Source organism: bacterium (genome assembly GCA_016702305.1).
In the GTDB taxonomy this organism is placed as follows: domain Bacteria; phylum Electryoneota; class RPQS01; order RPQS01; family RPQS01; genus JABWCQ01.
Genome location: JADJEH010000017.1, coordinates 729,598 through 753,725, shown reverse-complemented (window position 1 = coordinate 753,725; position 24,128 = coordinate 729,598). Strand labels below are relative to the sequence as shown.

Below are 24,128 nucleotides of genomic sequence, written 5' to 3'. Positions count from 1 at the left end.
GATAAGAAATACTTGTTCGGGTGATATAGGTCAAGATACGAGTCATACTCGTCAGAATTAGCAGCTAGTTCACACGGGCAACAACATAGTAATATCCACGTACCGCTCGCGTCAATGCACCGGCGTCTGTGAACGCGGCCGTATCAACGCACCCGAGTGAATAGTATTGCGCACCGTCAAACGAAAAGAAAACTTCGTACACTATCGCAGGATTAGTATTACACCCGTGCGGAAAGTAGGCAGGAGTCCAGCGGAGTAGGATATCGTTGTTCTGTCTGTCAGCGATCAATTCATCGACAACCAGCGAGTCGCACAACGGCAGCAAAGAGATGCGCGATAGGAATCCCTGGTGCCTACCAAATGGCATAGTCGGAAATAGCGCGTCTGGAGTTGTTGGATAATCATGTGACTCCGTGTTCCCGCCTACCCAGATATTGGACAAATCCGAAGCATGTATCCCTGAGTACCACTCTTGAATACTTCCGTCCAAGTAGGTTGCGTAATACAATGACGACAAGTCTGCGGAGTAGGAGGATATGTACTGATGGTAAAGTTCACCCATTGGCTCGTGTTGAATCGCATCCGGCGTTGTCGGAAGCCCCAGGCCACCGCTTCCCTGAAGCCAGAATCTGCCGGACTCATCTCTAGATGCAAATTGATTGAAGTTGCCCACATTTGCATTTCCGAGAAATGTACCGAAGTCAATACTGCTTGGGGCCGAGAGCCTCAGTAAATAGCCCATTGTTCTCCTTTGCTGAACTTCCTGATAGCCTCCCGGGGGCAATGTGAATCCAGGTGTCCATGTCTGGAGGTATCCGAGTAGATACAAACTATCTTGGCCAACGGCAAGAATGTCTTGAATCTCAACGTTGCCATCTTGAGCTGAACCAAAGTATGAGCAATATGGCACGATGTTTTGTTCAAGATCTAGACGCGCGAAGAAGAAGGATGTCGAACCAGTGCTATCAGGAAACATGGCATCATCAGATATTGGGAGATCGCAGAGGTTTCCTGCACCGGCAACCCAAATATCATCTTCATCTGAGATTGAGACAGCATGAATTCCCGTGTTCGAAGGATGAGCTGGATCCTGTCCAAACGCGGTTGAGTAAGAGACCTGGTTGATCGCAGGATCGAAAACAGAAATATAAGGCCGCCCGCCTGTGTAATCAAAGAAAGCGTCGGGTGTTAGCGGGAAGTCTGTGGAGCCGGACTGCCCGACGATGACGATCCGACCGTCGCTCATAACTTCACAGTCATCCACTTCATCCCAGCCGTCTCCAGCCAAATAGGATCCGTAAACCAATTCCGTTCCATCAGGGGACAGCCTGGCAAACGCGAAGTCGTGAGGGCCGCCTTGGTAAACCGAATCAAATGGTTCGCTTGTTAAGGGCCAATCACCCGTCGTGAAACTGAATACGTAGATACTCCCGTCCAGACCTGTGCACACGCGCCAGGCTTCGCCCGGCAACATCGTCGAGAAGATAAGCTCGGTGCCGTCAGGCGAGAGTTTGGAAACAAACCCGCCGTTTGGCAGGAAAATGTCGGATCCATACGCGCCAGGAGTTATCGGAAAGTCGATGCTCTGGCTGGCAGTCCAACCGCAGAGGATTTTGTTCTCGTCGTAGTCGACGGCGAAATCCCACAAATCTTCGAAGCCTCCGCCCGCGAAGTAGGAGCTATAGACCAAAGGATCGACAACCAAAGTCTTCTTTGCATCATAGGCACCTAATTCAAACTCAACGCGACTCTCGCCGTCGATTCTATACCGCGATTCCACGCGCTGTTGCATCCGCGACACCGGTTGAAACGCAAACGGCGCTTGCTCTTTCATTTCGCCCAGCGATGTTGTTAGCACCAAGTTTCCTTGTGCATCAATTCTCAGCGGTGCATCCAATCCTAAGTACTCCATCTGAATCTGCGCTGGATCGGCCCCGGGTTTGACGTGATAGACGGCTTCGACACCGAGTTGGTCGGCGCGGTATTCGACGTCAATGCCGGGCCAGACTTCTGGGACGATGATGTTCTGGTAGTGACCGACACGGCTGCGCCATTGCGTGCTGTCGCGGCCGAAGAAGTAGTTGGAATAGTGTGCCAGCTTTCCTTCGCCCATGCTTGTTAGGCTTCGGTTAGCACCGGAGTACTGAATCTGCACTACATGCCCTCGCACCGTCACCGAGTCGCGGTCCTCATGCCTGTCCATCATGTCCAACGGATTACCCGGATCACGAGGCATAGGGTAGCGCTTGAACTCCCGGAAGTCCACCGTCAGCCCTTTCGGCGTCACATAGTACACTGCGCTGCCCACTTCGCATTTGAATTGAAAGTCGCCTTCCCACTGGCCTTCGTTGGCGATGAAGTATGTGTTACTTGGTGCGTTAACCGTAAGCGGGGCGGCAATCAAGTGTGAAACAAATGACGCACTCAGAAACAAGACCGCGAACCCCACCCGTATCAGGATGGCCTGAAGTCCGGGCAAGATTCGCGTTGTTGCTGTGCTGTTCAACCTGTTCATGTCACTCCCTGACGGTTGGCCTGCAGAATGATCGTTCATTCTAAACTTGTTTCTTAATGGCACGAAATCATTGCGCATAAGGTGTATTGGTCCAGTTGCATGTTGTCGCACGACGTGCCCAGCCCATGGGAGGCACCTGGATCGTTATGAACCAGGCAACCTTCCCATGGTAGCCTATTTTACGCAGTAGTGCGTCCAAGCGATTTACCTTATCAGCATCATCTTCTTGGCATCTGTGAAGTTCGGTGTTTTGATTTGGTAGATGTAGACACCGGATGCCACCGTCAGTCCGGCCGCATTCTTGCCGTCCCAGAGGACGCGATACGCACCTGCTGCACGAACGTCATCCACAAGCGTCGTCACTTCTTGTCCAAGGATGTTGAACACCTTCAATTCCGCATGAATCGCTTCTGGCAGATCGAAGCGGATCTCGGTGCTCGGGTTGAATGGGTTCGGGTAGTTCTGGTTTAGTGCATAGGCAATCGGAGACTCGCCTGATAGAGAACTTTTGTCTCTCTCGCCTACGAAGGCAATTCTACTAAGTAAGTCTTGTTCCCTTGAAAGCCCTTCCGCGATAGCTGAAATTGTGTACTCTATTGGAACATTGAGCCTTGGATTGTCAAGCCTTCCGTCTGGCGAAACAATTCCTGCTGACATCTGGATACTCAACAAATCGATCACAACGTGCAAGCTATCGCGCTCAGACAAATCACTTGCAAGAAGTACATTGCACACTTCGATTGCTGCCTCGTAGTCATGGTTCTTTAAGTGGTGGATTGTCTTTAAACGCAACCCAATCACTACATCATCATAAGTACTATCAGATTCCTGTATAAACTCGTCAATAACTTCAGGAATCCATGAAGATGAATCGAGATGTACTTGATTTGCAATTGCTCGGCTTAGGGCCTGCAGTTTAATTTCCTTGCTTGCTGAGTCGTTAAGCAATTCAATATACAAAGCTTGAGCCATAGAGTATTCACCCTCAACTTCTAGGTCAATGGCATGATTCAATGAATCCTGAAAACTATCATCAAGTGAGTTTCTCGCTCCGCCATCAGAAGAATTGCTGCCCTGCAAAGAAATACAACCGGGATTTGGAGGATTTGCCGATGAGAAGTCCCAATAGTCTATGTCTTCGGGAATGAACCTCTCAATAGAAGGAGGAGAAGGATCCCAGCATTGCTCCGATACATCATAAACACTCGGAGTAGAGGGAGCATCCCACCATCTAAAAAAATGATCACCCTCCTGTACAAAACAATTGTGCGCGTAAGAAATGATTGGAAGAGGACTGGTACCCTCACATGCTATCAATGCATGCGAGTCGTCTCGAAAATAGCAGTTTAGAGACCCCGCTCCGACTCTTGGCGCACATCCGTAAGAAGAAAACAGTGATGCCCCTAAATAGGTATACGGTGAAGCTGTATACCAAAAGTAGCAGCAGTAAAAATTCGGGTTGCATGTCGGCACGTTGCACAATACTCCATAGGCTGTGGTCTCTCCTTCAAACGTGCAGTCATAGAAGCTGCCACTAATCGTTTTCAAATACGAATTGTGCACAGTACAATTTAGAACAAAGACCTGCGTAAACAAAACGTTACAGTTATAAAGATATAGTCCGGCACTATAAGTTCCCGAAACATTTTGAATCGTTGTTTCGTTCATCCTTGTAGTCTCTTCTGGAGTTCCCCAAATTACAACACCTGCTCCATCTATTGTGCAATTTGAAATGTAAACCGGGTATGTTTCTCCAAGGGGCTGTGAATTCCTCGCAAAAATCGTGTGAAAAGTTTCACTCCATGTTCCGCGCACGCCACGAATGTCTACCCATTCAAGCGTTATTTGTCCCTCTTCTGAATCAATTCCTTTCCAAAAGTTGTTCGGCGTGTCTTCACATGAAATATCTATATGCTCCCAAGTGGTGCCTTGGAGCTTTAGTTTTCCGCCTTGCTCCACAATAATTTGAGACCTATATCCCATCGTGATATTGACTCCGGGTTCTACTGTAAGAGTTATCCCCTCAGGAATAATCAAGCCATCTTCAATTGTAACATCTACAGGAATGTTGAGATCATACTGAAGTGTTTTTATCCCTTGAGTTTTTAACACTGCACGAAGTGCATTGACTCTTCCCGCACCGTTTTCCTCATCGCCTGGAAGGGCTGTCGAAATAAGCAGACTCCGCCAATCTTCAACGTCAATATTTGGATTTAATGAATGAACCAGCGCTGCAATTCCAGTCACATGAGCGGTCGCAACCGAAGCTCCCCCATAATATCCGTTCCCATCATTGGGGTTTCCAGTACCGTCGTCATAGTAATCTGACATCTCGCCATGCCAATCTACGATTACATCATCTTCATCCGTAAAGTCAGGATTTGAAGCATTCTTACAGGGCCAAGCTTCAAGAACGCTGTAGATTCCATTTGTGCCGCCGGGAGCGCCAACTAAGTTTATTGGCGGACCTTCGTCATAAAGATAGTTTGAGTATTCTGCCCAATCGCCATTACGATCAAAGGCATTTACAGCAATTATATTGATAGATTCATCCGCAGAGTAGGCGGGGAAATTTAAAAGTGGTGATCCTTCGCTTTCATGGTGGCCTGCACTTGTCACGAAGAGAATATTGTCTCCATATGCAAGTTGACTTGTGATAAAGGAGAGCAAAGCATCATATGCACCCTCTTCACCTTGTCGATAGTACGACCAAGAAGCGTTGACAATATCTACTTCGTCAAGAAATAGGTCACCGCGAAGACCATAGTTAGGATCAGAATTCCATTCTTGATACAACCACTCGAGTGCCAATAAAGCATCTGAAGCAAGCCCAGCGGGTCTCTCGCAACCTTCATGATCCCACCTGAAAAAAATATTGGCACTAATCGTATAATTGTGTGGCGATATGCCGCACAGCTCAACACCATCATGCTCTGCGGCTATGATCCCGCCGATAGCTGTTGCATGACCTAATTCATCCTCGTCCGCTTCATACGGTGTACCGTATGTGCCGCTTGCAAAATTCAATGGGTTGCCTTGTGCATTTGTGGCAGGCAATTTTAGAAGCCCTGCAGTATCATCCCAGTCGGCATGGTCATCATTGGGCCAACCTGAATCGAGGATGAGTATGCCAGCATTTGAACTGCCCCTCGTGAGGGACCAAGCTTCATGAACATTAGTGCTTACCGTCGATCCTCCTATCGAAGTTAGCGGCCACTGGTCTTCAAACAATGCCTCCGCTGGAGTATAGTTGTTTGGGAATATAACCCAGTCAAAATGAGCAGCGGCCACCTGGTCTAATTCCAGCACATCTTCGAGATTCTCGTCTGCGTCTTCGTTTGCGAACCGAACCAGATACCAGTTGTCGTATTCATACTCATGAACAACTGTTGCTCCCAAAGACGATATTTTGCTTGCAAATTCTGTGTTGGTCACCCCTTCTTTGGCTTTAACAAGGAGGTTACAGTTAGCAACCAACTCACTATTCGCATTCTTGATAATTTCATAAGTCGTTGCAAAAACACATTGGCTAAACGCAAGAGTGACGCATATTGTGATGGTGTTTAAAAAATGAGCTTTCATTTGAACCTTCGATTCTTTTCTATTTTTGGAAAACGATTCGTTGTGTTTGAATTCTTTTGCCCGACATCAAACTGACGAAATAAACTCCTGAAGCCAAATCATCGCCGCTTAGGGTTGTCGTATAGATTCCTGGAAATGATTTGCCAAAGGGCACAGTTTTAACAAGGCGGCCTTGGACATTATAAACACCCAAGGTAAAATCGGTAAACTCTCTGATTGAAAATTGAATTGTTACGGACGAATTGAAGGGATTCGGATAGGCAATTAGCTCGCCTAAGTTGGGCACTTCCGAGGGCGCATCGTACGCGCTTAATCCTTCAGGGTAGGTCTGGATCAACAGCATGCCCTGAGGTACTTCCTCATCAAAATTATACTGCATCCCCAGTATAGTATAACGACCATCTGGCTGAACAACTCCGCCAAGTCCAACAATATAAGCCCCCCCCCCCCAAGGACCGGAGTAAGTAGCCGCCCACAATGAATCGCCATTGGCGTTCAATCTTAGAGCATACGCTCGTAACCCCAGAGTATCGGTAAGTCCTTGACCACCCAGAATCGTATAGCCTCCGTCAGAGTGTTCGCATATGCTTCGCCCGACTTGATTATGCTCGCCTCCCATTCGTCTTTCCCACACGATATTGCCGAGCGAATCTCCTCGCATGACATAGACATCACCGACACCCCATGATTCACTCCTTACAACACCTGTGAGCAGAAACCCTCCCTCTCCGTCTGGCTCTCCTTCCTCACATAAAATATACTCTTCGCCGCCGTATGTGTGCATCCACAGCGAATCCCCGGCTCCGTTGATCAGCAATGCAAAAGCCGAGGTAAAGTGCTGATTCGTCGCACCCGGATTGCCTACCGTTCCCGAGATCAAATACCGGTCTTCAGACAGCTGAAAGACATCGTAAGCCATATCCGGCAGTGACGTCCCATACCGCCTTGTCCAAAGTGTATCGCCTTGAAGCGTTAGTCGCATGATGAGAACATCTCCTGCATCAAAAGAATCCCCATAATAGCCCGCCTCTCCAACACAAATGAAACCGTCGTTCAATGCGACAATATCTTGGAGGCGGTCATTCAAAGTATCCAGATTTATTTGTCTTGTCCAAAGTGTATCGCCGGAATGATTAATGCAGATAATATAAGTTGCGAAATCAGGGTTATGCGGAAATCCTGCACGGAATCCCACGGCAGCGTAGCCCCCTTCGAATTCAACTACATTGTAAATTGTACTGCGATTGTCCACGACATAAACATTTCTCCATTCAATATTCCCAAGGGAATCAAGTTTTGTTAGTGCAGCATCGCTAAATTGGAAATCCTTTTCCGCAACAATGTAGCCCCCATCAATTGTTGCTATAATCTCCCACGGATCGCCTGAATCCGGATAATGTCTGGTCCACATCGTATCCGGTGGCTGAGCACTCACATTCGACCCCAACAACAAAAACACGAACCCCACCCGCTTCAAAAGATTGAATACAGTTGGAATTCGCGCTGTCATTTTCGTGGCCTCAAGGCTAAGTTTTCCTGCCAGAATCCCAAGACCTGATGGGAAGGTAGCAAACGGCCGGAAGGAAGTCAAGTTGTCCATATTTCCCTCGAGGTTAGAATTTCCGCAAGTTGGAGTGAAAAGGATTTCACACTCACGCCGAGTGACTTCAGAATACGCAAGCATTTGCATGAAGCACCACTGGTAAAGAACAATGTAAGTGTTTCGAGGATTCAACACAAGAAAGCCTCGCAAGTGCTGAAAGAAGTGATAATGTTACTTAATGCAGAAGCAGTCTTAGATTATTGTTTTCTTGGCCTTTATGCCGGCCTTGCCGGCTAAAAGAAAGAGCCCCCGCCAGGCTCTTCTTTCTCCGGCCGAACGACCTACTTTTCGTCCTTGTCGTCATCCTGCCGGTCATTTCCACAGATGCGATCTGCGACGGTGCATACGGCGTCTACGATGACACAGCTCTTTCGGCTCATATTGTTGTTCTCCTAGTTTGTGATTAGTGTCCAAGTCGCGAGATCAAGAATCACACGATGTGGTAGTTGTTCTTCGTTTACGAACCGTTTCACGAGGTTGCAGACAACACTGGCGGCCATCAACGGTGTGAAACACACGGTGCGCGCTGTGCAAGGCTCCTGCAAAGTCTGATCGTCGGATACAAGTGTTTGCGCGTAGCTGATTCTATCAGATCGGACTTGCGGCCGCACAATGTGAATGTCCATAGTGTTCAGCGCCATGCGGGAATCAATGTAGAGCTGCACGTCAGCTTGACCTCGAATTTCCTTCCAAATTGCCTTGCGACTATCCATGCTGTCGACAGCGGATATGACGACTCCTGAAAGTGGTCTTCCGTCATATTGCAAACAGGTACTGTATGGCATCACGCCAGTCTGGTTCTCCACGAGATTCGAGAACGCATCCGCCTTAAGCAATCCGACATCAGGCATCCCATAAGCCTGATTGCTGACATTGTGAATATCCACAGCATCGGCATCGAAAGTGGTCAAATTGACCACTCCCATCTTGGCAAGATACAATCCCGTGACGCTCCCAATGGAACCCAGACCGATCAAAGTAACTTGCAAGTTCGCAAGTTTCTCCGCATCGACAACATCTTGCTGTCGTAGAAATCTTGGATCTGTCATGGGCTCTCCTAAAATGGTTCGAGTTCATCAAGATCATCCCTGTGCAATCCCAGCCAGTCCATCTCTTCCATCAAGTCTTCATCCGTGAGAGTTCCTCTCTCGTTGGCAGACTTCAAGTCTCCGAGAACAGATTTCTCTCGTGAGTTCTTCAGCATCGAGCGATACTGGGACTCCTTGACCTTGGCCTTGAACTCGTCAAAGCATGTTTCTGCAAGACCGTCTACCAGTGGAAACTTAGTCTCCCAGACCACATCAGGAATGAACATGTGACTCGGGTTGTACTGGTCCAAGCGCATCTGTGTGTCGCGACGTTTGTTGACGACCAGGGACAATAGCCATTCGTTATTGGCGAGTCCTGATATGCAAGATTCATCCTGGCCGCTCCAAAACACGGACATGGCGCCATGCGAATGTGCCCAACAGCGTAGCTTCCGGGAATCAATTCCCTTCGCTTCAAGCTCGGAGATCAATCGCGCAACGTCGGCGATGTCCATGTCGGTTTCATCGTACGTGCAGTTTTGCTTGACGAGATGAAAGTCTGTGACGACTAATGCCGTGATGCGTTTTGTGTCGGCATTCACAACTTCATCAACGAGTCCAAGACACGAGACTTCGCCTTTTGCCATGTCCGTCCACAGCCACAGTTTCTGCATAGCAGTTGCTTCGACTTGAATCTTCACGCCTGCATCAACCGGCTGTCGCTGTGTCCTCTGCAAGTTTTGCATCGGCATCCTCCTCTTCTTCTTCGCTCTTCGGAGCATTTGGACAGCCTTCTTCGTCGTGGTCATCGTATTGCTGGCAATGTTCACACCACCAGCACGAATCGCAATTGTCGATTTCGTGACCATAGTCGTCACACCAAGAGCAGTATGGTTCGTCGTCGCTGTCTTCAACATATTCCGTATCCCACTTCTCGATCTTCTGGAAAGGATCGCTGCTGTTGTAGCTGTGTAAGAACTGATGCACGAGTTGAAGCAATCCATGCAAATCAAGCTCTCCTGCAAGACGTGAAACAAGATGTCCGATGTTTCCCCAGCAGATATTGCTCGGATCATCCGTCACATGCGGATGTATATAGCCGTTCATTTCAGTACCACCGGTGATCAGCACTTTGCCGGTGTCGAGTTTCACTTCTACGACGTACGGTTCAAAGTCGTATCGACTGCCGTCATGTTCCAGCACAATGGAATACGTCGTCGCAATGATCGAGGATTCGTCCAGCTTGATAGATTCATAGCAACTTGGCACCAACTTCATCATCTCGACAAATGTGCGGGTTGCTTTTGCTTTAATCAATCCAGGTGCTCTGCTGAACAGTCGTAAGACTTCGTTGTCACCTTCGATCTTGCGCGACAATGTCATAACTTGCATACACAGTCGTTCGAGTTCGTATTTGTCATCTCGAAGACTGCGTGCGAGTTCCTGTTTTCGTTCTACTGCAACGGTCTGCATCGTTTCAATCAACGCCATTCGTTGTGCACTGCGAAATGCACGGCACATGCGTGGCAAATGCTGATCCAGGACATTCGAAGTTACGTCCACACGCGGGGCGCCGTACAAGACTAGCCAGTTCGGCGACACCTTTCCGATAAGTACCGATTCCATCACAAGCGGATCACCGAACAGGTCCTTGCAGAATTGGGAATCTTTGTCTGCGTTCACGTAGACGGCCACCCCGACCTCATGCCATTCCGCAACTTCGTTTGCGTTCGTGATCAGTGTGACAGGCGTATGCCACTTCTGCGCATGGAAGTCGCACAGTGTTCGTATCTGTTGTTCAATCATTAGCGTTCCTCCGGAGGAAAGAGAGGGCCATGACCACTTGGATCATAGCCCCCTCTTAATAGGCAGGCAGCGAAGAATCCTGCCTACCAACCCCCGCCTTTCACTTGTGGCACGAGCGTGAGCACGGCTCCTTCGACAACGACATCCGTGTCGAAGCACGGGCTCCCGTTCAGGTGCCGGGTGTAGCTGGAATCCTTCGGGAAACCAGCTTCCGCGATGGCTTGTTCGACGGTCGTACCGTCACTGACGTTGATTTCCTTAGCCGAGCGGCCTAAGCACAATACTTTTACGCGCATGAGATTCTCCTGAATGGTTTGTCAACAAGAAGGCCCCGCACAATGCGGGGCCCTTTCTTTCTTGATCTCTTATGCCAGGGAATAGGGCAAAAGAGTGTGTTACGACAAAGCGGGCAATTCATTGACTGCAATTTGCAAATGTGCTGGTGCTAGGTGCGCGTACTTCATCGTCATTTCGATGCTGGCGTGACCAAGCAACTTCGATACGGTTTCGAGCCCAACACCCTTCATTACGAGATGCGACGCGAACGTGTGTCGCCACTGATGTACGTCCCCTACCAAACCGAGTTTCTTCAACGCGAGTTTCAGCTCGTTGTATATCTTGTCTGGGTGAACAAACCCTCCTTCAGGACCGCTGAACACACGCTGATGTTTTGGCGACCTTTTCAAGCTGGACAGTAGTTCGACGGCGCGGCTACTCAGCGGCACGACACGCCTGCTAATGGTCTTCGTTACCCAATCGTCCTTAGCTTGCACTCTTAGCGCTGGTTGGTTCCCTGTAAGAGTGACATCTTCCCACGTCAAGTGTATTAATTCACCCTTCCGGAGTCCAGTGTGATAGAGAAACTCGAAGATCGGTTTCCAATGTGGACGAACGGTCGCCAGAATCGCTCTGACTTCGTCTTCAGACCAGAAGTGAACTGCTTCAGCCTTCTTAGTTTCACGAAATGGTCTAATTCGTTGTGCGGGGCTATCAAGTAGGAAACTCTCTTCGATGCCGTACTTGAACAGCATCTTGAGAAAATTCAGTTCTGCATTCAGAGTGCGTGGCTCTTGGCCGGCTTTCGCAAGGTGCGACAGGAGCTCTTCAAGGTACACCCGTCGAATTTCCGAGGCACGCCTCACTTTGCTGAAGTGATTGGCCATAAATTCCTGGAAATGTCTGGCAAAGATCTGATAACGCCGGATTGTCCGTTGCGAGTTTCGCCCCTCGCGGCTTCTGAAGAATGACGAAACAAGGTCGTCGATGGTCGTTTCGGATCGTAGGGTTTCAGGCTCGCCCACGAAACGGGCCATCATCGTGTCATAGATTTCCTTGGCCTTCTTCTGTGCATCGGCTTTGCGCGAACCGACGGTCAGGCGTTTCCGCTCGTCTGTTCGGATGTCAACATAGTCCAAGAAGTAGGTGGTCTTTCCGCTTGGCAACGTGCGGCTGCGGACATTGGGCATGGTAGGCTTCTTCATGAGCGCCTCAAGGGTGGGTTTTGATGTGGCACACTAATGGCACATCTCCCCAAAATATAAAGCCCACAAGCTACAAAATCAATAGCTTGCGGGCTTCTTGCGGAGAGAGGGGGATTCGAACCCCCGATACGGTTTCCCGTATGCACGCCTTCCAAGGGTCTCAAAATTCAATATTTACAAGACTCTTGGAGCGACGACGAGACGATTTTACGTCATTTGTCGGAGCGAGAGCGTGCAAGAAACGGGTGATAATCAGGTCAATATACACGATTCGAATCGGATTTTCGAGATGCAGCGATACGACACGAGGTTTACTGACGCACGGAATTCAATCGGCATGCTATTGGAGTTTTGTTGTCTGCTGCAGAAAGGTGAATTGAATGCATCTGGCTTATGGTCAGATCCAAGAAGCACGACGATGACCATATTGATCTGGCCGTTCCCAGAAGCATGTTGTTTGGATTCAGCGCACGCAACTACTGGGCGTGTCACTCTTACTGCTTCGATGGCGGGTTGTTGTCAGCCAAGTAGACTGTTGCCGCAACATCAAATGCCTGTTCCGGGGTTGTGGTGAATGAGCCTGACCAATCCCGCGACTTCTCATAAACTTCATCACTATACTTGAAGAATGCGAATTCCCATTTTTCAATTCCGCCCAGATACCCCAAGCGGCAAAGGTGTGTTGGAAAGTTCTGTGTCGGATCTTGAACATCAACGTAGGCGTAGGCAGCACGAAAGCGTAGGATCAATCTGACGAGCGTATGGTCCCAATTTGCCTCAATATGCCGTTCCAGTCGTTCTTTCAGTGCCGTGCGCACTTTGTCTGGTATGGGGCTTTGTACTTTGCGCGAACGCGGCACAGCGGTTGATTTCCTCGACTGTTGAATCACTGGCTTGCGTCGGGATTGAGCCTTAGCATTGGTGTAGATTGCTTCTACCGAATCTTCATCCGGGTCACCATATACTTGAATGGCTTTGAAGTCGGAACGATCTCCGGCATGCATGTAGATCTTTCCATGCAGGGATAGGCCGTCAATACTTGCCCAACCCCGACCGCAATGCGGAAGACGATGCGGTTCCCACCACGTAAATTCGATAAACGGTTTTCCATCCCGTTCTGAAAGCTGATAGTCAACGCCTGCTTCCATTCCGCAGAATCTTAAGAATCCATGCCGTTCATCGTGAAGCCAAAGCATCGGTGTCTCAAACATCTCAATGCTAAACATTGGCATCTCGACAATGCGCCACTGGCTGGGGATGCAGGTATTCATCGCCATGTCATTCCGTTAACTTCGACGAAGCCAAGATACAGAGAGAAAGATGTCAATTCAATAGTTCATGGCACGTTGGTGAAGTTTGGGGCTGGAAGTTAGAAAGGCAATACCCCGGTGCGTCAGATTCCGTCGTGCAGGATGTCATTCTGAAGTTGATTTTAACGGCGGCGGCGGGCGGGAACACCGAGACACGGCGGTAACCACGATCAGAAAGTCCTTCGCATGAGTCTGTTTAATCGTGACTTACGGAAATGCTGGCCCCAGGCTTGCCGATAGGCCAGCTAACCCGTTAAAAAACAAGGCCCCAGAATCAGCCCGTGGGGCGTTATCCGCCGACAAAGGCACGCTGCCGGATGATCGCCCGAAATTGAACATCTTTTGGACTTAGGGTTCTGTAGAATTGGGGACGATCCGGAGAGGAGGTGCCTAAGCACACGTCCAACTTCCTGGCTACTTCTACGCCTTAGCTAGGAAAGTCCCACGCGCAGATCGGGACATCAACTCGGGACCTTTGGCGGGACAATGCGGGAAAGACTGGTCACAACATCGAATCGAGTTTGAGCGGTCAAGGCAACGTTCAATTCAAAGTGTTTGTTTGGTTCATGTCTGACGATGCAAACTTAACTTGCGGCGCGTGTCGAAGAATGTTCGATGCAATTTTTTCGGCGCCGATTAAATCGCTGATTAACCGCGCTAAAATAAATCGATCACGATCGCAAAAAAATTTCAGTTTCGTGCCGATATAGGGGGTTTTTATGGGTTAATCACTAGAAATTCGCCGTGCGCGACTTGCAATCGCGTTCGGTTTTGATTATATTATATATAGGGCATGGCGATTCCATCGAATCGAAATTCCTAAAGAAATACGATCGAATCCGGGCGTTAAACTGAAAAATCAGACTAACGCCAATACTATAGACGAACGACTAACGACCGAAAGCAGCACCAAAGGGTGCCTTTCAGCTTGCGTCTTCGTCTGTATGGTATGATTCGGTATGTGAATGTCACAGTAAGTAATCATGAACCCTTCAGCCGAAGTCGCACAGACTCCGGCTTTTTTTATGCCGGTGAATTAACCACATGAAATGGAGAATGTAAAAATGAAAAAACCAAGTTTCTCCTGGTATGAACCCCAGGCAAAAGAACACTACATCAACCAGCAGATTGACATTCTGGTAACATCACTTCAAGACCGCAATGCACAGTTCTACCTGTATCGAAATATGGAAACCATGTACGTGGATGGCCAAGTCATCGACCTATTCCGAAAGAACGATGTGCTTGACTACCTGAAGCAGGTGGACCTACTTCCAGAAGCTTATGCGCGGGATGTGGTCGAACTATTTCGAACAAGAATCAATCCGTTTTACACGGTAATTCCGCTTAGCGGAATCGGAACGGTCAACGGATCAAGCAGCCTCGTCCCAAGATGACCCGCTATTTAGCATCTGCTGAAGTTAATTGGCTGCAACACGTCGTTGAAAGCGGCGTGCTTACACAAAAACAAGGAGTACAACAATGAAAACTAAAGACTTCGGAATTAGTTGCCTACTTGCTTCGCATCGATGCGAAATGACCGGGCACGAACTTGACCAGCGTGGTCAAGTGTGGATCGAGTTCCGTGATACGGACCTAACTCGCAAGCTTGAGCGCGAGTTCTTCAGCGGAACTGCCACCGTCAATCTGGCAGATTATTTAAGCGCATACAAAAACATCAAAACTCTCATCTTTAACCTTAGGAGACAAGCATATGGAGACCAGGAATATGAATTACACAGACGACCAGCAAACATTTAATAATGATCTTACAAACCCGGCGCAGGTAGTTCTGCTTGCGTCGGGGTTACTACACAATTTTGGAACGAGAGTTGATAATTATGCCGTGCAAAACTCTGACGGCAGTTACTACGCGCAGAATCGCGAACTAACCTTATCGGCAATACAAGACCACATCGAAGGTAAGACCACCATCGGTGCTTATAGCCTTGACCAAGAAAATCGGGTTAAGTACGTGACGCTGGATATTGATTTGGCTAAATCGAAAATCGATCAGATTGAAGAATTCAAACCCGTTTTGGCTGACACCGCGAAGCGGGTAGTTGCTGAATGCCGCGCTTTGGGCATTGAACCGATTCTTGAATTCAGCGGATTCAAGGGCTACCACGTTACGGTTCTGTTCGAAGAACTGATCCCCGCAATTCAAGCTAAGCGCTTTGGCGAAACAATCGTGCAGCGGGTTGGTCAGTTACCTGACCATCTGCACATCGAAGTCTTCCCGAAGCAGGACGTATTGACACCAACCCAACCGCTCGGCAATCTGGTGAAGTTACCGTTGGCGCTTCACAAAGTGTCCAAGCAACGCAGTTGCTTCTTGAATGCCGATACATTCGAACCAGTTGAAGATCCTTTGGAATTTCTGCGGAATGCTCCGAAGACTGCTGCCACACAGGTTTTGGAAGTAGTAGGTTCAGCGCCACCTTCTAAAAGTGCCGAGCGAATCAGCATGAGTTCATCGCACTTACAACTTGACCAGCCTGGGCTTGAACGAATGGTTGAACACTGTCCAATCATTCGGAAGTTCGAAGACAACCCATGCGGTTGGCAGCATGACCCTTGGCTCGGCCTAGCTTCAAACTATCGGGTGTTTGCAGGTGGATGGGAACGCTTCACTGAATTGTGCAAACGTGAACCAGAACGATTTGACCAAGATAGACTTGACCACCTTTTCAATTACATCGCCGAAAACTGGAATGGTCCGCAGGGGTACGACAAGTTCCGTGACCAAGGCCTGAAGTTTGACTTGCCTGCTGGTGCACCAAAGGCACCGGCTGGTTGGGCAGCAAAAGGGCGGAAACCTAGTTCGGTCTATTCGCAGATCGGCTGGGCTGACTGCCTTAGCATTCGGACAGATGATACCTGGATTGAAACCGACCTGGGGACATTAAAGGATGTCCACTTGAACATCGTTGAAGAAGTAACAGTTGTATGCCCTGCATGCAGTAGCCAAACCGCTTTGGCAAGACTGGATGAATTCCACTTCGCGCACATTTGGTGTGAGAAGTGTAACAAGGCGTACTTTGAACATCCTGTAACGCCGGGCATGTTCGCCTTCAAGGGTGAATTGCACCGAATTGAAACACGGGCCAACAAGTACATCAGCCCGGAATTGCTGAAGAAGGAACACTTTCGAAATCAAGAAGACTTCGAATACGCCAAGCGTGCTGTTTTCAACAACCCAAAACTTAGTTTTTCCAGTGACGACTTTCAGTTGCGCAGAATTGGAAGTGCGGATAGCGAAAAGATCGGCTATGCCTTTGAACCGGAGGAGAATGCAATTATCCTGCGCTATCCGGCTATCCCTGCAAAGATTCAGGACAACGCATTGATCAATCGCTTCCTTGAAGAACTATTCGGGGAACATGCTGAATTCATCAAGAATTGGCTCGCAGTTTATACGTATACAAACTATCAACAGCTGCCGGTCATTGTTTTGGCTGGCAGCCGGTCAGCCGGGAAGAACACGTTTGCCGACATGGTCGGTAAGATCTATCCGAAGCTGTTGGGATTGTGGGACGGGGACGTGAAGCCCTTTAATCCGCAATACACGAACAAGCTGCTATTCGTGGACGAAAACCGAAACTCGCACAAGCCCGAGCAGTATGCCGAACTGAAACGCATTACCGGAAGCGACAAGCTGTCGATCAACAAGAAGTATGAAAGTGAATTTAATGCTCCGAACAATTTGAACCTGATCTTTGCAACTAATGACCCTAAACCAATTGCCTTAAAATGGGGTGAGGGACCGCGAAGCGAGAAGGTCAACAACTTCTTCATTCACTATTGCAAGGAAGTCCCCGATGACAAAATCGACCGGGAGATCAAGTTCAAGTTAGAAGACCGGTTAGGGCATTACGTGCGAACCGAACTAAAAGAACGGTTCGAGCACCTGTCCAAGAACCGTGATCCCAGAAACCGCTACTTCCTTGCCGCACCCATCACGCCGCTTGCGGACGATCTGTACGCGTCCAGCATGACAAGCGTGGAAATGGAAGCTGAAGAGTTAGCAGAGATATTGGTCATGGGCCGACATGAAACCGTAACCAATGTGAAAGGCTATACGGTCAAAGTAATTTGGTATGATCCGACGGAATATCGCGACGAGTTTTATGTCAAGCTTCAAGACATCCGTGCAGCAATCAACTTCCTCGGTCTGCGCAGTACAAGTACGATCAAAGCCTACACCGAAGCACTGGTCAGAATGGGCGTGATTTCCATGCGAAGCGACCACAAAAACAACAAACAGCAACTTGGGTTCAAAATACTTCGACCGAAAAGCTACTATGTCGACCCTAAGACTGATGATCAAGCGAAAAGTGAAGAAAGTGATAACCTCCCGTTCTAGAAAAACCGAGTTTGCCACTCCGTAAGTCGAGGAAAAACATGTGTTGGTGGTAATAGTGGTAAAAGTGATATTCTTTTCTCTTAAAGTTATTTTAGGTATAGATATACTGGATATCCCAAGCAGGACAGCCCCCGCCGGAAATAGTTTTAGGGCTCTAAAATCCATCATTACCACCACTTTTACCACCAGCGCAACAAAAACAATAACTTAAGGCCCATTTTAGGGCTTTAAGTTTACGAACGAATTTATCACCTTTGCCACCAATCCCACTATCTGCGGGACCGGAAAAGTAGTTGTGATTGTATTGGTCCCTGCGGGGCAAGACTGAACTAAATCATACCCCGAACCGGACCGTGAAAACGAGCACCTCCACTGAGCACATTGACATTTAACAGCACGAACGCCCAACCAAAGAAAGAAAACCCTCTATGAAATTATCAGACTTATTGCTGGAAGGCCGACGCCTTCGACAACTCGGCATGCGAAAACGTGATCCAATCAAACCGGACATAGATTATCATCCTGATGCCGAGCGGGAGCCACAAGCTCCAAACTTCGCGGGCATGTGGATCGACCACTTCAATAATCTCGGCAACGTGCGTGAACCCGTAGGTTCACCTATGGAATCAAACATGTCGAAGACGTGGTGGAACTTAAGTTAATGAGCATGCTTTGGTAGAAGCCTCGGCTTCTACTCAAGCCCCGTCAGGATCTCCCACTGACCTAACAGGTAGGGGCTCCTTCAGAACCCGGTCCCGAAACCGACTTCAAGAATTTTTTTGGGAATTTTTGCACGCCGCGATGTACCAAAGACAAGGAAGACAGACAGACGCACTGGCCTGCATTCCCTTATATATACACATTATTCTTATCGTATACTATATACTATTCTATTTTTACCATTAGTTTTTCTTGTCTGTCTTGTCTTGATATGCTAATGCCATGGAATCCCAAAGGGTAGGTTAATCACCTACCCTATTTGCGTTATCTAATCACGTCTTGGTTGACCGCAAATTGCTTGATTAATGCGAGTTTTGTTATATGCTGATAAGCATATGCGAGTGGGACCTTGGGGGTTGCCCGAAACAGTGACCCCCATCATTGTCGAAGCACGTGATGTGCTCTTTTGTCTTTTTAGAGCGAAAAGAAAGGCCAGCTAACTGCTGGCCTAAATGCTAACGGCGACGCTGGGTCAAGGCTTTGACAAGCCATGTTGCGCCATCTAAGAGCCGTTCCAGAAACCTGATTGGTCTATTCTTCATTGATCAATCCCTTTAGTGAATGTCCTTGGACTACATCTTATGCCAGAAATCCAATCCGTCGACCTTTCGCCTTCGCCGAGGCCTAACTCGAAAGTTAGTTACATGGCATCCCGCTTAGTCACCTTTGCATAAATTATCTAGATAGAAAATCACGTCTGGAAGCCCTCTAAGGGATGCAACAGCCTCAACACGAAGGAATTCTCGTCCGCTGTGGTTTGAACGTCCCCCGCGTGCTTGAAGGGCACTTCTTGGCTTCATGAACTCGAATCATTCTTGTGGTTCTACAAGAATGCTGGGTAACCGCAAAGATGCTGACCAGTAGCATCATTGTTAGTCCATAACTTGCCTGTGGTAAGTAAAAGAAAAGAGGCCGAATTATCGACCCTTTTCTACTCTCAAAAGCTCTAGCCACGCACGTTGGAGCTATTTATTTTCGAATCACCGTACAAACAGCCTTGGCAACGTTACTGATGCTTCGAATCAATTCACAAAGTGTATTTATCATGTGATCCCTTTCCTGTGAAAGTGTCCTCGGACAGATTCTTCTGCCAGAAACGAAAACCCCAGCAAATTGCCAGGGCTTTGTTCTCTTTGAGGATCGAAAGTAGGCTAACGCATTAAGACCATCTTCTTGGAATCCGTGAACGAACCCGCTTTGATCTGATAAATGTACAAACCCGTTGCGACTTCGGAGCCGTCTCCTGCTGTACCGTCCCATGTCACAGTGTGGTGCCCTGCTTGAAGCGGCTTGCCGATGATCGTGGCCCCAGTTTGGCCGAGGGAGTTGAAGATCGTCAGCGTCACAGGCAAGGCCTCGGGGATGTCGAACTCAATCAGCGTTGATGGATTGAATGGGTTGGGATGGTTTGGATGGAGCTTGAACTCCACTGGAATGCTTGCAGATTCCCTAGGTTGCTCCGGGTTCGGACTTAGCAACGCGAACAAGTTTCGCTCAATCTGCAGAACTTCTTCTGACGTTTCGGCGCGGAGGGATGCGGGGATCATGTGGGTCGCGGACATCCCGTCGAGGCTGCCTCCCGCTCCTTCACCCATTGAACTCTGGATGCCCAACAGGTCCATTGCAACTTGTATGGAATCTTCAAACGTCAACCCGCTGCCCAGCAGATTTACGCACGTCTCAATCGCCGCGTCATACTCTTCACGGTTTTGATAAAAACTTGCCCGTAGGCGTTCGCCCAGTACACGGCTCTCGTAGCTGTTCTCCTGCTCGATCATGTCATCTACGAGCACTGGCAGCCATGATCCACCGTCCAGCGTGAAGGATTCGCAGACGACAATATGGGTCAGCGCATTCCAGCGCTGAATGGTGTCGCTCGTGTTTTCAGCCACATAGCGGAACAATTCCTGCGCTGCGGCGTAATCCTCGGCCTGCTCGAATTGCAACGCTTCATTCATTGTCACATCGTACTCGCCGTCGTCCAGCGTGCCGTCCTCATCGCGAGCCAACAGGCCATCATGGATTGCTGAGCCGGTACCGCCGCCGCACTCAGGCCACATCAATGACATCGGTTCGTAGTCCCAGCGTCCTTGTGGTGTGTACATTGATGATGATGTCCACGGGTTCCAAGACTGCTCGGTGCAGGGATATTCTTGGCAGAGTAGGTCGTCCCGCAAGTTTCTGAAGAACTTCCCGGCCCCGTCTAGTTGAATCCAGTTGTTGTGCCCGCCATTGCTGGAACCGTATTGCGGCGGCACGGGCGGATCAGAATCCACGATTGGGAGCGTGTAACAGCCGGACATGGTCAGGAGGTAGTCCCTACTATCCATGATGGTACAGCTTGCTCCGTCGCCGACGTCTCCTTCGGCACCGAACGAGGGCGTTGTTCCGGCGGAGCAGTAAATTGTCGTGGGCCATGTCCCTGAGAATGGCGCCAGATTTTCGAACGTGCAGCAGCGGAAGTTGGGAGTGTTCGGCGCAGTGGTAAACAGAACGGCGTAGTTCTGCGCGCGGTCTCGGAATACGCAATTCGTGAAACTACCCGATGTCTTCTTGATTAGAAATTAATCCAATCGCAGTCCTCAATCGTCACATTGTCGAAGGCAAGCTTGCAATTGTAGAGGTTCATTCCGACGACATGGCTATCGGAAGGCACCGAATGCATGACGCTATTTTGCACCCGCTGCGTGACCGTGGGCGAGTTCCAGAGCCGCAAACCGATGCCGTTGAACTTCAGCGAAGAGCAATCGAAGTCCACGTGGTTGATGGATACTGGAGCAACGGGAGCTTCCGTGTATAGGCCGTAGTCCTTGAAATCTCGCAAGTTCACATAGTCCATCTCCAAGCTGCCGCCGACGATGGTTAGCCCGTTCCAGCGCTCGCCTGGGTCTTTGGTGCGGAAGGTGATTGGCTCGTCGGCCGTGCCAAGAGCGACCAAAGAACCACCAATTGTAATAGTCGCGCCAGCGTCAGCATAAACATTGGTTCCCGGCTCGATGGTCAGTTCTGAAGTAAATGCTATAGCCAAGTTTGACTCCACAAACACCGTATCTCGCCAAACTGCGTCATTTGGATAAGTTCCGCCCAACGGTCGGTGTAGGCATCAACAGTATACGTTCGACTCACATCATCGTAACGAATATTTGAGATGCTTATGTCTGATGGTATCGATTGGCTGAGACCATCGTATAAATTTGTGTTGGGATTCGTGAAGGGTGTGAACTCCATTCCCGCTTGCCAGAAGCAACCCGGCCCGCCACTTCTACCGAAGGGGTACATGTATGCAACTACGGAATCAACTACCGTGGCATTATAATCCATAGAATCTAGTCCCTCAATCGGATCTGGATATGCGGTGTCGTTTCCCCATACGAAAACGCCAACGGTGTCTCTGTCCTCATACGGTTCAATCCAGTCAAACAAGCCCATTGGGTGTTCGATATCAAAACGCTTGTGTTGGCTTGGCGCATTTCTGTCGTCAGCAGCGCGATCTACGTGCGTAATCAACAGTCCGGTTCCCGGCCAATTTAACTCAAACTGGTTCAGGCGCTTGTGATTCGTAATCAAAAAGTAGTTTAGAGCCTCTGCGCCTGTTGATTGATCAGGTACGACCATGACTGCATCACCGAAAGTGTGGAAGTCTCGAAGAGTGCTGTTTTGGACTGAGGTTACCACACAATCTGGCAGTGAATAGTAAAAATACTGTGTTTCTATGCCTGTGGAACTGTAGTAAGATCCAGTACTGGCAGCAGGAATATACGGACTCGGGATCGTCACCGTGTCGGCATCAGCGAATCCCGTTCCAGACATCAGCGAAAAGGCTCCCGTGCCATAGTATCGGCTTTCATGGTCAACGCCATAAAGGTGAGAGAATTCGTGAGTCAGAATACTGTTCCAGAGCTTCTCTTCTTTTCATTCGGAGTAACGCGGGAGTCCACCCAAACAATGAGGCTTCTTTGCTGCTGAATAACTACAGAATCGCCGTCTGCTGTCGTATCGTTAGTTACATAGTCGTCAATTCGGAGTGTCGTATCATTCGCCAACTCGTACCAACTTATGTGTGCCTGGCCGGCATCAAAAGGGTAGTCCATCATAATCATGAACAAATCAACGCCGCCATCTTCATTTGCGTCATATTCAGAGAAGTCAATATCCTCGTCAATCTCACTTAAGAGTTGGCTTGCATACGGCCAACCAAGCGAATAGTCATATGCTATCTGCGGGTCCGTAAAATAATTGTAACGCTCGCGAGTGGCGCGGTTTCGAACATGCACATCTTCCGCGTCGGTATCAAGTACGAGCTGGCCATGTGATACGGTTTCAACCCAATTGACAAGACTGTAGGGCCAACCTGGGTCGAGGAGGCTTGAATACCAAGTTGGCGCCTCTGCAAATGGCGTTCTATAGATAGTGTCCTGGCCTGGATGCAATCCGATATTGTTAACTGTGTCCCAAACGCCCGCCCAGACCATGCAAGCTTTCAGGGTGCCTCGGGTTGGCAATGTCTGGTAATCAAGCAACGGATCCGATGTCTCTGGCGTTCCGCACTTGAAGTCTATTTGAGCAGCCGCAACGCTTGTTGAAAGCGAAAAATTGACCACAGCAAAAGGGCAACACAATTGCTAGCGAAGCAGCAATACTTTGCCAACTGCGGTTTGTGTTTTGTTACGGGCTTGAATGAAGTAGAGTCCGCTTGAGGTGAAGTTGCGCTTCCATTTCGCTGTCCCTTCCAAGTATAGTTCGTTTGCCAGTAATTCGTGGGAACAATTGACTCGATTTCCTGGCCCAAGATGTTATGGATATGAAGAGTACTTCCTTCCATGGAGGTTGGAAGGGTGATCTCAAATGGCGTCCCAAGACTTCCAAATGTCGGTGATATTCGCATTGTATTTGGAGGATTCGATTCTTGATTTTGCTCAAACGCGCTTGAAAATACTCGCCGCGCCTGAAAAAGTCGGTGTGCACCTCCGCCTTCAGATACCCGCAAACTTTCAAATATCAGGACCGACCCGTCTGCCGGACAACTTGGTCCTGAATCCCACCATTCTGTGTTGATGGTCGAATCACATCGTATCGCGGGGCCGAAGCCTGTATCGGTTCGAACAGAATACAGGATTTCAAGATTTGATCCCCACCATTGGCCATACACGAAAAGTTCATTGTCCTGTGATAAGCAAGGATGAAGAAATCCTGCGGGATCGTACAAATGATATGCGATTTCTTCAGGCTCTGACCAAGACCCGTTGGGTTGTAAACGACTCGTGAAAGCTGCGTCCCCGCCTTCATGCATGCCAGGCTGACCGGTCGAAGTAAAAACGAGTGTCGAGTCGTCAAAGCTGATTTGCCCTGTGAACTCTCTTCCTCTGTTGATTGGTTCAGGCAGCTGCTCACCTGGCGACCAGTCATCCCAATCCGGCCCAGTTCGGTATGAAACAAAGAAGTCATAGGAACCAGCGTTGTAGGAAACATAATAGAGCCGCTGTCTGTCCGAGGTAATAGATGGGCTAAGATTGCGACCCGCGTGGTTTACATTCGGTCCGGCGTTAACAGGAGTCGTCCAAGTCGAATCATCAATCCGCTCGGAGATGTAAACGTCGTCGTCACCAAAGCCCTGTGACGTTTCAATAGTCATGCACAGGACTTGCCCGTCCGCAGAAATCGTAGAATAGTAGTAGCTTCCCGGCGGATCAACATTGATCGGCGGCCGCATCAGCACC

The 24,128-nt window shown here is 49.0% G+C and carries 17 protein-coding genes; 3 read left to right on the top strand and 14 right to left on the bottom strand.

Translation table 11 applies throughout. The features are described 5' to 3' along the window. Nucleotides 1-64: 64 nt before the first annotated feature. From IPH10_14560 to IPH10_14520, 9 genes are all read right to left on the bottom strand, one after another. Nucleotides 65-2,479: a hypothetical protein gene (locus tag IPH10_14560; protein MBK6912127.1), complete on the bottom strand. Its 2,415-nt coding sequence runs from the start codon at nt 2,477-2,479 to the stop codon at nt 65-67. Between the two features lie 240 nt (nt 2,480-2,719). Beyond that, the gene (locus IPH10_14555) at nt 2,720-6,097 is read right to left on the bottom strand and encodes a S8 family serine peptidase (GenBank protein MBK6912126.1); all 3,378 of its coding nucleotides are present in this window, start codon (nt 6,095-6,097) and stop codon (nt 2,720-2,722) included. A gap of 19 nt (nt 6,098-6,116) precedes the next feature. Continuing rightward, entirely contained in the window at nt 6,117-7,697 is a 1,581-nt protein-coding gene (locus IPH10_14550; GenBank protein MBK6912125.1) for a T9SS type A sorting domain-containing protein, read from the bottom strand. 395 nt (nt 7,698-8,092) lie between these two features. Further along, nucleotides 8,093-8,749: a ThiF family adenylyltransferase gene (locus IPH10_14545; protein MBK6912124.1), complete on the bottom strand. Its 657-nt coding sequence runs from the start codon at nt 8,747-8,749 to the stop codon at nt 8,093-8,095. An 8-nt stretch (nt 8,750-8,757) separates the two neighbouring features. Next, nucleotides 8,758-9,402, bottom strand: coding sequence for a hypothetical protein (locus IPH10_14540; protein MBK6912123.1), 645 nt, complete (start codon nt 9,400-9,402; stop codon nt 8,758-8,760). Between the two features lie 34 nt (nt 9,403-9,436). Then, nucleotides 9,437-10,534, bottom strand: a complete 1,098-nt coding sequence (locus IPH10_14535) for a hypothetical protein (protein ID MBK6912122.1) — start codon at nt 10,532-10,534, stop codon at nt 9,437-9,439. A gap of 83 nt (nt 10,535-10,617) precedes the next feature. Beyond that, nucleotides 10,618-10,830, bottom strand: a complete 213-nt coding sequence (locus IPH10_14530) for a hypothetical protein (GenBank protein ID MBK6912121.1) — start codon at nt 10,828-10,830, stop codon at nt 10,618-10,620. A gap of 99 nt (nt 10,831-10,929) precedes the next feature. Further along, nucleotides 10,930-12,015, bottom strand: a complete 1,086-nt coding sequence (locus IPH10_14525; GenBank protein ID MBK6912120.1) for a site-specific integrase — start codon at nt 12,013-12,015, stop codon at nt 10,930-10,932. Nucleotides 12,016-12,509: 494 nt separating this feature from the next. Continuing rightward, nucleotides 12,510-13,292, bottom strand: a complete 783-nt coding sequence (locus tag IPH10_14520; GenBank protein ID MBK6912119.1) for a hypothetical protein — start codon at nt 13,290-13,292, stop codon at nt 12,510-12,512. Nucleotides 13,293-14,389: 1,097 nt separating this feature from the next. On the opposite strand from IPH10_14520, the gene IPH10_14515 reads away from it, so the two are divergent. From IPH10_14515 to IPH10_14505, 3 genes are all read left to right on the top strand, one after another. Next, the gene (locus tag IPH10_14515) at nt 14,390-14,722 is read left to right on the top strand and encodes a hypothetical protein (GenBank protein ID MBK6912118.1); all 333 of its coding nucleotides are present in this window, start codon (nt 14,390-14,392) and stop codon (nt 14,720-14,722) included. Between the two features lie 85 nt (nt 14,723-14,807). Next, nucleotides 14,808-15,086 carry a hypothetical protein gene (locus tag IPH10_14510; GenBank protein ID MBK6912117.1) on the top strand — a complete coding sequence of 93 codons (279 nt, stop codon included), beginning with the start codon at nt 14,808-14,810 and terminating at the stop codon, nt 15,084-15,086. Next, the gene (locus tag IPH10_14505) at nt 15,055-17,691 is read left to right on the top strand and encodes a hypothetical protein (GenBank protein ID MBK6912116.1); all 2,637 of its coding nucleotides are present in this window, start codon (nt 15,055-15,057) and stop codon (nt 17,689-17,691) included. The genes IPH10_14510 and IPH10_14505 overlap by 32 nt, the downstream gene beginning before the upstream one ends. Nucleotides 17,692-19,562: 1,871 nt before the next feature. On the opposite strand, the gene IPH10_14500 is transcribed toward IPH10_14505, so the two are convergent. The 5 genes from IPH10_14500 to IPH10_14480 form a co-directional block, all read right to left on the bottom strand. Next, nucleotides 19,563-20,741, bottom strand: a complete 1,179-nt coding sequence (locus IPH10_14500; GenBank protein MBK6912115.1) for a T9SS type A sorting domain-containing protein — start codon at nt 20,739-20,741, stop codon at nt 19,563-19,565. A gap of 227 nt (nt 20,742-20,968) precedes the next feature. Then, entirely contained in the window at nt 20,969-21,439 is a 471-nt protein-coding gene (locus IPH10_14495; protein MBK6912114.1) for a hypothetical protein, read from the bottom strand. After that, complete coding sequence (locus IPH10_14490; GenBank protein ID MBK6912113.1) at nt 21,430-22,026, bottom strand: hypothetical protein; 597 nt, start codon at nt 22,024-22,026, stop codon at nt 21,430-21,432. The genes IPH10_14495 and IPH10_14490 overlap by 10 nt, the downstream gene beginning before the upstream one ends. Nucleotides 22,027-22,292: 266 nt before the next feature. Further along, complete coding sequence (locus tag IPH10_14485) at nt 22,293-22,883, bottom strand: hypothetical protein (protein MBK6912112.1); 591 nt, start codon at nt 22,881-22,883, stop codon at nt 22,293-22,295. A gap of 83 nt (nt 22,884-22,966) precedes the next feature. Continuing rightward, on the bottom strand, nt 22,967-24,121 hold the full coding sequence (locus tag IPH10_14480; GenBank protein ID MBK6912111.1) for a PD40 domain-containing protein: 1,155 nt from the start codon (nt 24,119-24,121) through the stop codon (nt 22,967-22,969). Nucleotides 24,122-24,128 lie beyond the last annotated feature (7 nt).